Raw genomic sequence first — 11760 nt, 5'->3', positions numbered from 1 at the left:
CAAACCACGCTGACTCTTGTTCATCGAGAACAATACGCTTCCAAGGGGGTCAACGCTTTCGCAGACCACTCTTGCTGCGACCGTGGTTCAAATCCCTCCGACTCCGCGTCTGCTAGGAATAATATCGTGAGCGGTAGGAATCGAACAAGGACGATTTAAGCTCATAGGACAGGCGAAGCAGGACAATGGCCTCGAGTTCTCGATTAGACGGATGGTCCGAGCGGATGTGGATCGATACGATCCACTCTGTTCTGAAGTCCACGAGCTTCGAGAACATATAAATCGTGGCCGAGAAGTGGTCGAAGTTAGGCAAAATCGTGGTATTAGGTATGGACAGACTGTAATTGGGACGACACTATTCGAAAGAAATGACGGGGAGGATACTGGTCCGTTCTATTATATATACTGTACGGAAAAAGAAATTCACGCAGTAGAGATTGTATGAGTAACGAGGAAATACCGGTTCGGATAACCCCGCCGCAGTCCCCGTATTTTGGGTCTATAGAACGGTAGCGAAACGATACGAATCGGAAGGTGACTCCTAGAAACATCGTATTTCAGTAACGGAGTCCCCCGGTCGACGGGCGTCCGGAACCCGCGCCGCGGCAGCCACAGACGCGTGCTAACTGTCGACACTATCCGTCTCCTCGAGCGTCGGTCTACGAACGTCCTCGGTACCGACCGCTCGAGCGACGCCGACGACCGCGCCGTCGGCGCGACCTCGAATCGGTGAATTTCGCGGTAACGAGCCGACCGGCGGGCCGACTGCGCCGGTTGGTCGGACGAACGCGGAACCGGGCGCGGGCCTCGAGCACCGGACGGCGCGGCGCTTTCGCTGCGAGAACTGTCGCGGCGACGCCGTTAGGCGGAGGCTACCGGTCGAACGGGCGGGCGTTCGCTCGTTCTGGTACCGTTCGACGAGTGTCTGTCTCGTCGACAGACAGGTTCCAAGCGACGGTCGGATCCACGGAAACTCGACCCGCGCCGCGTTCGAACGGTCCCCGTCGAGTGGCGGACGGACTCGAGGTCGAGCAGCGCGAATCGGACGGCCCAAAGCCGATCCCCGCCGATCTCGTCGTCTCGAGGCGGACGGAATCCGTCACCCGTCCGCGGGACGCGAGTCCGGTATCGGCGCCGGACGAAGGAAGGAGTCGGTCGGTGGAACGGCGTCCGCGAGGCCCGTCTCGAGCGACGGCGGCGTATCGCGCTACGCGGCGTCGACCGAGACGCGAGTGACGTTCGACGAGCCACAGACCGAACAGCGCTGCTCGGGCGACTCGGTGAGGCTGGCGCCGCAGTCCGTGCACGTCCCCCGGGTCGTGTCGCCGATTCCGGACCCGCAGAGCGAACAGACGCGGTTGGTTCCGCGGAAGTGTGCCCCGCAGTCCTGACACTCGTAGACGCTTCGCATGATTCACCGTTTGCGTCCGGATCACAAGGTCGTTTCGCCCGTCGCTCACGTCCTCACTATATTCTTTGTTTCCTATTACTTCAAACGTTATAGATGGGGGAAAATTGCAGAGAGTTTATGTTTACTTCGATGGAATTACTCGTGAGATGGCGCCACCAACTCGTCGGGGGAGCGAATCGACGGCCACCGCCGGACGGTACGAGACCGTCGCCGATCTCGCCCAGCAGGCCCTCGCTGACGGGGACGTCGAATCCCTCCTGCAGTCGGCGGCGAGCGACGTCGCGATCGCGATCGACGCGCGGTCGCTGGCGATCCTCGAACGACTCCCGGGGGGCGAGCACGCGACCGTTCGCTGTCACGTCGGCCGCCACGCCGCCCGCGGCGAAGGGGGAACGGTCGCCGCGACGGCCGGTAGCTGGATCGGGGCCGTCCTCGCCCGAACCGAGCCCGTCGTTCTCGACCCCTCGAGCGACGCCCTGGCGCCCGCGGACGGAGCCGAACACAGCGTCGGCGTCCGGATCGACGTCGACGGCGAGCCGTGGGGACTCCTCGAGGCCCACGCGAGCGAGCCCGGGTTTACCGACGACGACGTCGCCTTCCTCGAGCGGGTCGTCAACGTCCTCGAGAGCGCGCTCGAACCCGCGCCGGAGCCGACCGACGACGTGGTCTCGTCCGCCGAGGAAACGGACAGCCTCCGTCGCGCCGTCGAGACCGCCCGCGAGGGGATCGCCGTCCTCGAGCCCGGCGGGGTGTTCGCCTACGTCAACGAGGCCTACGCCGCGCTGTACGAGTACGAGCCCGCGGAGATGCTGGGACTGCACTGGGAGCGGGTCCACCCGCCGGGGATGATCACGCGGATCTACCGGGAGGTGTTCCCCCAGCTCTCGACCGCGGGCGCCTGGTCGGGCAAGACGGTCGGACTGCGGAGGGACGGGACGCGGTTTCTCAAGGAGCACAACCTCTCGGCGACGGCCGACGGAGGGATGGTGAGCGTCGTTCGGGACGTGGCCGAACGCCGACGGCTGGAGTCCGACCTCGAGGAGATCTACAGTCGGATCACGGACGCGGTCGTCGGCCTCGACGTGGACTGGACGTTCACCCACGTCAACGACCGTGCCGCGGAGCTGATCGGCCTCGAGGACCGGGAGGTGCTGGGTCGCTCGTTCTGGACGGTGTTTCCCGACGTCGGAGAGACCGTCGAGTCGGAGTTCCGGACCGCAATGGCGACCCAGGAGCCCACCGCCGTCGAGGAGTACGTCCCCGCCCTCGAGTCGTGGCTCGAGGTCAGCGTCTACCCCTTCGAAACCGGGCTCTCGGTCTACCTGCGGGACGTCACCGAGCGAAAGGCCGTCGAGCGCGAACTCCGGGAGAGCAACTGGGCGCTGCGCCGGCTCTACGAGATCACCGCCGACCCGGAGCGGTCGTTCGAGGAGAAGGTGGCTCGGCTGCTCGAGCTGGGCCGCGAACGGCTCGGGCTCGAGGTCGGGTTCGTCGCCGACGTCGATCCGGAGGCGGATCGCTTCGAGGTCGTCCACGCGACGACCGACGGCGGGGTCAGTCCCGGGGCGTCCGCCCCGCTGTCCGAGACCTACTGCCGCCAGACCGTCGAGGCGGCGGAGCCGCTCGTGGTCACGGACGCGCCCGCCCAGGGCTGGGCCGACGATCCCGCCTACGAGCGGTGGGGATTCGACACCTACGTCGGCTGCGAGATCCCGGCGGGCGACGGCACTCGAACCGTCTGTTTCGCGGACGGGAACCCGCGATCGGAGCCGCTGACGCCCGCCGAGCGGGGGTTCGTCGAGCTCGCGGCGCAGTGGCTCAGCTACGAGCTCGAGCGCCGCCACTACCGAGACGAGCTCGAGGAACTCGTCGACGAACTGGAGGACTCGAACGAACGGCTCGAGCAGTTCGCCTACGCGGCCTCCCACGACCTCCAGGAGCCCCTGCGGATGGTCACGAGCTACCTCCGACTGATCGAGGACCGCTACGGCGACGACCTCGACGCCGACGGCGAGGAGTTCCTCGAGTACGCGGTCGACGGCGCCGATCGCATGCGCGAGATGATCGAGGGGCTGCTCGAGTACTCCCGAGTCGACACCCGCGGGGACGCGTTCGAGCCCGTCGACCTCGAGGAAGTCCTCGAGGCGGTGCGGTCCGACGTCCGCGTCCGAATCCGGGAGAGCGGGGCCGAGATCGACGTCTCGCGGCTGCCGTGCGTGCGCGGGGACGCCGGCCAGCTCCGCCAGCTCTTCCAGAACCTGCTCGAGAACGCGATCAAGTACTCCGGGGAGGAGCCGCCGCGGATCGAGGTCTCGGCCGACCGCTCACGAGCCGACGGCTACTGGCGGATCGCCGTTCGCGACGACGGCGTCGGGATCGACCCCGCGGAGAGCGAGCGGATCTTCGACGTCTTCCAGCGTCTGCACGGCCGCGACGAGCCGGGGGCCGGAATCGGGCTCGCACTCTGTCGGCGGATCGTCGAACGCCACGGCGGCGAGATCGGCGCCGACTCCGCGCCCGGCGAGGGAGCGACGTTTACCGTCACGCTGCCGCCGGCGAACGACGCGACAGCCGCCGAAGCGTAACCGACCGTCGCCGGGTTTTTATCGTGGTTCGTCGAACGCGAAGCTATGAGCCGAGACACCGTTCGACTCAGCTGGAACGAGAACAAGACCGTCGCGACGCTGACCGTCGACCGACCCGAGGCGCTCAACGCCTTAAACGTCGCAACCCTCGAGGGGATCGGGGACGCCGTCGACGAGGCCGAAGACGAGGGCGCGCGGGCGCTCGTCCTCACCGGTGCCGGCGACGACGCGTTCATCGCGGGCGCGGACATCGACTACATGCAGGACCTCTCGAGCCCGGCGGCCCAGGCGTGGGGCGAGCTCGGCCACTCCGTCGCCGACGCCCTCGAGGCGTTTCCGGCGCCGACGATCGCGGCGATCAACGGCTACGCCTTCGGCGGGGGCTGCGAGCTGGCGCTGGCCTGCGATCTGCGGGTCGCCAGCGAGTCTGCACTGATCGGTAACACCGAGATCGACCTCGGGATCATCCCGGGCTGGGGCGGGACCCAGCGCCTGCCCCGGCTCATCGGCGACGAGACGGCGCGGCGCCTGATCTTCCTCGGCGAGCGCCTCGACGCCGAGAGCGCGGCCGAGGTCGGGCTCGTCGGCGAGGTCGTTCCCGACGACGAACTCGAGGCGGTCGTCACGGAGCTGGCCGACCGCCTCGCGGCGAAACCCGCCGACGCGATGCAGGCGGCCAAGCAGTCGCTCAACCAGTTCGGCGAGGGATCGCGCTCGAGCGGGCTGGCCTACGAGCAGCGGGCGTTCGCCAGCCTCTTTGGCACCCCCGACCAGCGCGAGGGGATGGCGGCGTTCCTCGAGGACCGGGAGCCCGAGTTCCAGTAACGGCCGGGCGCGCACTCGAGGTGGCGCGACGGCTCCGTCGTCGAGGGCGGTGCAGTGAGTTTCGTCCCCGATCCGGAGCCGTGCAAGCATACGACTGGGTGACGCTTACACGACTGTTCGTTGACGGTGGAAACGGCGACCGACCTGAACGCGAACGTCCGTCGTTTCGGTCCCGTTTCCTACCATGACAGCAGACGACTCTCCCGACGAGCGAGAACCGAAGGCGACCGACTCCGACGCCGACCGAGCGCCTCGAACCGACGGTTCGGGAACCGACCCCGGATCGGCGGGAACGAGCGACGATGCCGACGGTGAGATCGATTCGGACAGCAAACACGAACAGCTCGAGGAGGTGCGGGAAAACGCCGAGGGCGAGTACCTGACGACCGACCACGGGGTGCGCGTTACCGACACGGACAACTCCCTGAAGGCGGGCGAGCGGGGTCCGACGATCATGGAGGACTTCCACTTCCGGGAGAAGATGACTCAGTTCGACCACGAGTCGATCCCCGAACGGGTCGTCCACGCCCGCGGCACCGGCGCCCACGGCTACTTCCAGCCCTACGAGGACCCCGACCTCGGCGAGTACGACGAGGTCTCCGAACTGACGAAGGCCTCGTTCCTGCAGGATCCCGACCAGAAGACGCCCGTGTTCACCCGCTTTTCGACGGTCGTCGGCTCCCGGGGATCGGCCGACACCGTCCGGGACGTTCGCGGGTTCGCGACGAAGTTCTACACCGAGGACGGCAACTGGGATCTGGTCGGCAACAACATGCCACCCTTCTTCATCCAGGACGCGATGGAGTTCCCCGACCTGGTTCACGCGATCAAGCCCGAACCCGACGACGCGATCCCGCAGGCAGCCTCCGCCCACGACACGTTCTGGGATTTCGCCTCGCTGAAACCCGAGACCACGCACATGCTCATGTGGCTGCTCTCCGGACGGGCGCTGCCTCGAGCCTTCCGGATGATGCAGGGCTTCGGCGTCCACACCTTCCGGCTGGTCAACGAGGAAGGCGAGTCACGGTTCGTCAAGTTCCACTGGACCCCCAAGCTCGGTACGAACCAGCTCGTCTGGGACGAGACCCAGAAGATCGCCGGCAACAACCCCGATTTCAACCGCGAGGATCTCTACGACGTTATCGACGAGGGGTACGCGCCCGAGTGGGAACTCGGCGTTCAGATCGTCGAGGAGGACGAGGCCGATCGGTTCGACTTCGACCTGCTCGACCCGACGAAGATCATCCCCGAGACCAAGGTCCCGGTCCGCCCGATCGGCAAGATGGTCCTGAACGAGCGGCCCGACAACTTCTTCACGGAAGTCGAACAGGTCGCGTTCCACCCCGGCAACGTCGTGCCGGGCATCGACTTCTCGAACGACCCGCTCCTGCAGGGCCGGTTGTTCTCCTACCAGGACACGCAGCTCAACCGTTTCGGCAGCGCCAACTGGGACGAGATCCCGATCAACCGACCGATCGCCGAGCGACACAACAACCAGCGCGCCGGCTTCATGCGCCAGGAGATCAACGAGGGGAAAGCCTCCTACAAGCCGAACTCGATCGGCGACGACGATCCGCAGGAGGCCACCGAAGCCGAAGGCGGCTACGAGCACCGCGCCGAGCGGGTCGACGGGAGGAAGATCCGGAACCGAAGCGAGAGCTTTCAGGAACACTTCAGCCAGGCGCGACTGTTCTGGAACAGCATGACCGAACCCGAGAAACAACACATCGTCGAGGCGGCCCGCTTCGAACTCGGGAAGGTCGAACGCACGGAAATCCGCGAGCGGACCGTCTACGACCTCTTCAACAACGTCGATCACGAGTTCGCGAAGCGCGTCGCGGAGGGGATCGGCGTCGAACCGCCCGAGGAGCCGGGCGACGAGATGCCGACCCACGACCGGGAGGATCCGTCGCTCAGCATGGAAAACCGAACGCCGGAGACGATCGAAACCCGAAAGATCGCCGTCCTTCTCGACGACGGCTTCGAGGACGACCACGTCTCGAAGACGGTCTCGGCGCTCGAGGAGGAAAACGCCCGCGTGAAGATCGTCGCGCAGGCGTTCGGCGAGCGGGAGGGCGCGGACGGCGAGACCGTCGAGGCCGACGAGAGCCTGTCGACGGCCGAGTCGGTGCTGTTCGATGCCGTCCTCGTTCCGGGCGGCGGCGACAGCGTCGACGCCCTCGAGAAACAAGGGGACGTCAGACACTTCCTCGAGGAGGCGTTCAAGCACAAGAAGCCGATCGGCGCGCTCGGCGAGGGAACCGAGCTGCTCGAGAGCGCCGACCTCCCCGACGTCGATGTCGCCGGCGACGGCGAGGGACCGACCGAGTCGACGGGAGTCGTCACCTGCCGCGACGACGGTGAACTGGACGGGTTCCTCGAGGAGTTCGTCGACGCAGTCGCCGAGCACCGCCACTGGGAGCGCGATTCGACGGACGTCTCGGCCTGACGATCCCGTCCGGGCCGACGGCGCGTTTCTGACCCGGAGTCGACACTGACGGCCGCCCCTTCCCCACCGACGAGTGGCGATACTCGATGCGCATCCGAAAGGATCCGGAGCAGAAGGTATTTCGACTGATAGTGGATACCCGTCCACTACAGACGGTGATCGGTACGGATATCGCGCCAACAAGTAGCTTTAATACTTGACAGGAAAACGAACGAACGTCGGCGTCGACGCCGACCGACAGCGCGCTCGGCAGTGAGTGCCGGTGGATGACTCATGCTCAACTCGCCGTCGGCGATCACTCGTGGCTGTGTGATCGCGTTGTCGCGCGACCGGACCGCGGCTCCGTCCCGACCGCGGCCCGTCGTCGCTCGCTGTTCCTCCCGAACGATCAGTCGGTCCGAAAGCTACAAGAATCGTACTCCTCGAGCGAATCGCGAAGCGCTCGGTGGGCGTGAAAGGCGACGGAGAAGTCCCGGGGACTGGGGATCGCACACGCGAGCCAGCCGACCGTCGCCGCGGTGACGACGGGCGGCCCCTCGGTGGCATAGCCCGTCGCGACGAGGCCGAGCGCCGGAACCGCGAGCACCAGCGGCGCCAGCGCCGCGGCGCGGAGGATCCACGGGGGATCCGTTCCGGTGGGGTGGGGTCTGACGACGGCCCATGGACGGCTTCGGAGCGATCCGAGGAGACCGCGCCCGCGGTTCGGGAGGTACGAGATGGTGTACTCGACCGCGCCGAACCGGAGGACGAACGCGTGGGCCCACTCGTGGGCGAGCAGGCCGAACGCGAGTGTGACGGCGAGAACGACGCAGGCGACGAGGAGTTCCGTCCCGATCATTCGCCTATCGCAGCCGCGACGGCCCTCGAGCGCTCGAGGCGGCGGTCGCTTCGGTCGGTTTCCGTGGCGTCTCGGTGATCGAATCCATCTCTCGGCGTGGGCGTAGCAGGTCAGACAAACGTTAAGTGTTTTGGGGTGGTGTACGTTACCATGCCACTCCGCGAACCCCTCGAGTTCGGCCACGCCGACCGGAAACGGATCTACGAACACGTCGAGCGCCACGGGGCCGTCGATCCCGAGGACGTCCGGTCCGAACTCGGGATCGAATCGGGCGGGTTCCGCCACCACGTGGCGATCCTAAAGCGGGACGGTCGCCTCGAGGAGAAAGACGGGACTCTCCGGGTGACGATCGACGCCGGCGCGGAGGAGGAGTACCGTTCCGAAGACCTCGAGTTCCACATCCGCCCCGCCAGGCAGGAGGACCTGGCCGGGATCGTCGGCGCGATCCGGCAGGTCGCCGAGGAACGGACCTACATCGAGGCCGAGAGCGTCGCCGACGAGATCGACCACCAGGAGGCGCTGCTCAGGCACAACGAGCTCGAATCTCGGATGTTCTTCGTCGCGACCGTCGACCGCGAGGTCGTCGGCTGGGTCCACCTCCACGCCCCGGAACTCGAGAAGCTCTCCCACACCGCCGAGCTCACCGTCGGCGTCCTCGACGGCTACCGCGGCCACGGGATCGGCTCGCACCTGCTGGCCCGCGGGCTCGAGTGGGCGGCGACGAACGGCTACGAGAAGGTCTACCAGAGCGTCCCCTCGAGCAACGAGGAGGCGATCGCGTTCCTCGAGGGCCACGACTGGGAGACCGAGGCGATCCGCGAGGATCACTACAAACTCGACGGCCGCTACGTCGACGAAGTGATGATGGCCGTCGAGCTCTGAGCGCGACGGGTCGGTCGACCCCGATCAGGCCGGACCGCTGTCGCTTTCGGCGATCTCGAAGAGGTCGTCGTACCCCTCGTCGGTCGGCAGCTGCGTCGTGACGTCCTCGAGGGCGTCCCCGGTTACCGCCTCGTCGAGGACGTCGACGACGGCGCGGGCGTGGAAGGCGGCGTCGGCGTCGTCCGCGCCGTCGATCTCCTCGCGGTCGCCGACGCGGTCGACGAACTCCCCGTGGTCGAACCGCTCGGCGTCGACGACCTCCTCGAGGAACCGGGCGAGTTCGTCGGGCAGTTGCGCGCCCAGGTTCTCGGCCTGCCCGGGATCGATGCGCTCGGAGAGGGTCGTCAGCGTCGCCCGGGAGACGCTCAGCGCGGCCTCTCGGGAGTCGAGCTGTGCTCGTTGCTGGACCTCGCCGATGAAGTCGTCGTACTGCATATCCGCGGGTTGATCGGCCGTCGGCATCAGCCTGAAGCCTTCAGTTGAAGGCGGCGCGGACCGCTCGCGCGGTCGGCCGTCGGACCCGGCGGAGGGTCCCGAATCGAAAGACAGTTTGAACGGACGGTGCTACGGAGAGGCATGCTCTCGATCGCGCTTGCCGGGAAGCCAAACGCCGGCAAGTCCACGTTCTACACCGCGGCGACGATGGCGGAGGTCGACGTCGCCAACTACCCCTTCACGACGATCGACGCCAACCGCGGGGTGAGCTACGTTCGGACGGAATGTCCCTGCCTCGAGCGCGACGAGCGCTGTAACGCAGACAACTGCGAGGACGGCAAGCGCTACGTCCCGATCGAGCTGATCGACGTCGCCGGGCTCGTTCCCGGCGCCCACGAGGGGAAGGGACTGGGCAACCAGTTTCTGGACGAACTCACCAACGCCGACGTGATCGTCAACGTGATCGACGCCTCCGGCGGCACCAACGAGAAGGGCGAACCCGTCGACATCGGCGAGCACGACCCCCTCGAGGACATCGACTTCGTCGAGGAGGAGATGGACCTCTGGCTCGCGGGCATCGTCGAGCGCAACTGGGAGTCGATCGAGCGCAAGTCCCGCTCGCCCGACTTCGACGTCGACGACGCGCTCGCGGAGATGCTCACCGGGTTCGGCGCCTCGCCGACCGACGTCGCCCGAACCCTGCGGGAGATCGAGTATCCCGACGATCCCCGCGAGTGGACCGACGACCACCGCGAGGCGCTGGCCCGCGAGATCCGCGAGCGAACCAAGCCGATCGTCGTCGCGGCGAACAAGATCGACGTCGCCCCCGAGGAGAACGTCGAGAAACTGCTCGAGCTCGACAAACCCGTGATTCCGACGACGGCGGAGGGCGAACTCGCCTTGCGCCGGGCCGCCGACAACGGCCTCGTCGACTACGACCCCGGCGACGAGACCCTCGAGATCGGCGCCGACGTCAGCGACGCCCAGCGCGAGGCCCTCGAGGGACTCGCGGAGACGATGAACGAGTACGACGGTACCGGCGTCCAGGGGGCGCTGGATTACGCCGTCTACGACCTGCTCGAGCACCTCACCGCCTACCCCGTCGAGGACGCCGCGAAGTGGTCCGACGGCAGCGGCAACGTCCTCCCCGACGCCTTCTTACTCCCGCAGGGGTCGACCCCGGTCGATCTGGCCTACGCCGTCCACTCCGACATCGGCGACGGCTACCTCCACGCCGTCGACGCGAAATCGAGCCGCGAGGTGGGTGAGGGGTACGAACTCGAGGAGGGCGACGTGATCAAGATCGTGAGCACGAACTGACAAACGTAGCGTCGAAGCGTGTTACTCGTTTTCGAGCGCGTCGTAGATGTCTCGATTTGCGTCCCGGTCAGCTGCTGCTACCCGCCGGACGAGCTCACCTCGGATATCCTCCATCACTTCATCGAGTGGGGTCTCGGACTCTGAACGTTCCTTGGTCGCCATAGTTGTTGTATCGCCCTGACTGCGGTTAATCGTTCGGGTTAGACGAATCACCGGTCAGTTCGTCCAGTCCGTACTGGATGAGATCGTCACGCCACTGTTCGATCTCTTCCACGAGGTCGATTTCTTCAGTGTGAGAACGAAGGTATTCGATGGTTTCTGCTTCTTCGACGGTCGTCTGATCGGTGCCGATCTGCTTGAGGATCGTCCTGATCTCGTTGTCGTACGTGAACCGATATCCGTTGAGGAAATAGAATACGACCGTCGTGTTGAGTGCGGTGCGTTTGTTTGCATCGACGAACGGGTGGTTCGCTACCAACAGTCGGAGAAGGTGGAACGCTTTCTCGTGAATCGTTTCGGGAACTGTCCCGAAACTCCCACTCTCGACGTAGTTCAAGGCAAACTCGATATCTCCACGATTCTGGACGCCAGCATGCGTGTCAGAGTACTCTGAGACGATGTCGTCGTGGATGGCGAGAACGTCTCCCGCTGACGGATACCAGAACGAGTCGGCCATTCGTTCGTTCAATCAAACTGCACCCGAAATAATCCTTGCTATTGCAGCTCACGGAGCCTGGCGGTATTTATCCGTTGTGTACGTTGTGTGTACTCGAAGTACTGATCAAGATCGTGAGCACGAACTGACAAACGTAGCGTCGAAGCGCGTTACTCGTTTTCGAGCGCGTCGTGGATGTCTCGATTTGCGTCCCGGTCACTGGGTAACCAGGACGACCCCGATAACTGCGAACGCGATCCCGGCGAGTCTCGTGATCGTCACTTCGTCCCCGAGGACGACCATCCCGATGAGAGCCGCGACGACGAAGTACATCGCACCGAGCGTAGAGACGACCGTCGT

General features: G+C 65.8%; 10 protein-coding genes and 1 pseudogene. 5 read left to right on the top strand and 6 right to left on the bottom strand.

The window, feature by feature from the left end:
• Window positions 1-1207: 1207 nt before the first annotated feature.
• Window positions 1208-1411 (bottom strand): hypothetical protein, encoded by a 204-nt coding sequence (locus tag GWG54_RS19810; protein WP_008419780.1) that lies wholly within the window; start codon window positions 1409-1411, stop codon window positions 1208-1210.
• A 146-nt stretch (window positions 1412-1557) separates the two neighbouring features.
• On the opposite strand from GWG54_RS19810, the gene GWG54_RS19805 reads away from it, so the two are divergent.
• The 3 genes from GWG54_RS19805 to GWG54_RS19795 all read left to right on the top strand — a co-directional run bounded on the left by GWG54_RS19805 (window position 1558) and on the right by GWG54_RS19795 (window position 7270).
• Complete coding sequence (locus GWG54_RS19805) at window positions 1558-3996, top strand: ATP-binding protein (RefSeq protein WP_167939370.1); 2439 nt, start codon at window positions 1558-1560, stop codon at window positions 3994-3996.
• Window positions 3997-4041: 45 nt separating this feature from the next.
• The gene (locus tag GWG54_RS19800) at window positions 4042-4821 is read left to right on the top strand and encodes an enoyl-CoA hydratase/isomerase family protein (protein ID WP_167939369.1); all 780 of its coding nucleotides are present in this window, start codon (window positions 4042-4044) and stop codon (window positions 4819-4821) included.
• 184 nt (window positions 4822-5005) lie between these two features.
• Window positions 5006-7270 (top strand): catalase, encoded by a 2265-nt coding sequence (locus GWG54_RS19795; protein WP_167939368.1) that lies wholly within the window; start codon window positions 5006-5008, stop codon window positions 7268-7270.
• Between the two features lie 388 nt (window positions 7271-7658).
• Here GWG54_RS19795 and GWG54_RS19790 read toward each other — a convergent pair whose 3' ends face one another.
• On the bottom strand, window positions 7659-8108 hold the full coding sequence (locus GWG54_RS19790) for a hypothetical protein (protein WP_167939367.1): 450 nt from the start codon (window positions 8106-8108) through the stop codon (window positions 7659-7661).
• A 150-nt stretch (window positions 8109-8258) separates the two neighbouring features.
• Between GWG54_RS19790 and GWG54_RS19785 the strand changes: the two genes are divergently transcribed.
• Complete coding sequence (locus GWG54_RS19785) at window positions 8259-8990, top strand: GNAT family N-acetyltransferase (protein WP_167939366.1); 732 nt, start codon at window positions 8259-8261, stop codon at window positions 8988-8990.
• 24 nt (window positions 8991-9014) lie between these two features.
• On the opposite strand, the gene GWG54_RS19780 is transcribed toward GWG54_RS19785, so the two are convergent.
• Window positions 9015-9425: a DUF2267 domain-containing protein gene (locus GWG54_RS19780; protein ID WP_167939365.1), complete on the bottom strand. Its 411-nt coding sequence runs from the start codon at window positions 9423-9425 to the stop codon at window positions 9015-9017.
• Between the two features lie 141 nt (window positions 9426-9566).
• Here GWG54_RS19780 and GWG54_RS19775 point away from each other — a divergent pair, with 141 nt between their 5' ends.
• Window positions 9567-10745 carry a redox-regulated ATPase YchF gene (locus GWG54_RS19775; RefSeq protein ID WP_167939364.1) on the top strand — a complete coding sequence of 393 codons (1179 nt, stop codon included), beginning with the start codon at window positions 9567-9569 and terminating at the stop codon, window positions 10743-10745.
• 21 nt (window positions 10746-10766) lie between these two features.
• On the opposite strand, the gene GWG54_RS19770 is transcribed toward GWG54_RS19775, so the two are convergent.
• The 3 genes and pseudogenes from GWG54_RS19770 to GWG54_RS21070 form a co-directional block, all read right to left on the bottom strand.
• A complete protein-coding gene (locus GWG54_RS19770; RefSeq protein ID WP_167939363.1) occupies window positions 10767-10907 on the bottom strand; it encodes a hypothetical protein in 141 nt (46 codons plus the stop codon).
• A 25-nt stretch (window positions 10908-10932) separates the two neighbouring features.
• Window positions 10933-11421: a type II toxin-antitoxin system death-on-curing family toxin gene (locus tag GWG54_RS19765; RefSeq protein WP_167939362.1), complete on the bottom strand. Its 489-nt coding sequence runs from the start codon at window positions 11419-11421 to the stop codon at window positions 10933-10935.
• A 195-nt stretch (window positions 11422-11616) separates the two neighbouring features.
• Window positions 11617-11760: pseudogene (locus tag GWG54_RS21070) on the bottom strand (EamA family transporter); the annotation flags it as partial.

It is taken from the genome of Natronococcus sp. JC468, from assembly GCF_012163165.1.
Taxonomy (GTDB): domain Archaea; phylum Halobacteriota; class Halobacteria; order Halobacteriales; family Natrialbaceae; genus Natronococcus; species Natronococcus jeotgali.
This window is presented reverse-complemented; position numbering and strand designations above follow the sequence as displayed.

Excerpts from the sequence above, each read along its gene's own strand:
- GWG54_RS19810 (WP_008419780.1), bottom strand. The coding sequence starts at position 1,411 with ATGCGAAGCGTCTACGAGTGTCAGGACTGCGGGGCACACTTCCGCGGA.
- GWG54_RS19805 (WP_167939370.1), top strand. The coding sequence starts at position 1,558 with ATGGCGCCACCAACTCGTCGGGGGAGCGAATCGACGGCCACCGCCGGA.
- GWG54_RS19800 (WP_167939369.1), top strand. The coding sequence starts at position 4,042 with ATGAGCCGAGACACCGTTCGACTCAGCTGGAACGAGAACAAGACCGTC.
- GWG54_RS19795 (WP_167939368.1), top strand. The coding sequence starts at position 5,006 with ATGACAGCAGACGACTCTCCCGACGAGCGAGAACCGAAGGCGACCGAC.
- GWG54_RS19790 (WP_167939367.1), bottom strand. The coding sequence starts at position 8,108 with ATGATCGGGACGGAACTCCTCGTCGCCTGCGTCGTTCTCGCCGTCACA.
- GWG54_RS19785 (WP_167939366.1), top strand. The coding sequence starts at position 8,259 with ATGCCACTCCGCGAACCCCTCGAGTTCGGCCACGCCGACCGGAAACGG.
- GWG54_RS19780 (WP_167939365.1), bottom strand. The coding sequence starts at position 9,425 with ATGCAGTACGACGACTTCATCGGCGAGGTCCAGCAACGAGCACAGCTC.
- GWG54_RS19775 (WP_167939364.1), top strand. The coding sequence starts at position 9,567 with ATGCTCTCGATCGCGCTTGCCGGGAAGCCAAACGCCGGCAAGTCCACG.
- GWG54_RS19770 (WP_167939363.1), bottom strand. The coding sequence starts at position 10,907 with ATGGCGACCAAGGAACGTTCAGAGTCCGAGACCCCACTCGATGAAGTG.
- GWG54_RS19765 (WP_167939362.1), bottom strand. The coding sequence starts at position 11,421 with ATGGCCGACTCGTTCTGGTATCCGTCAGCGGGAGACGTTCTCGCCATC.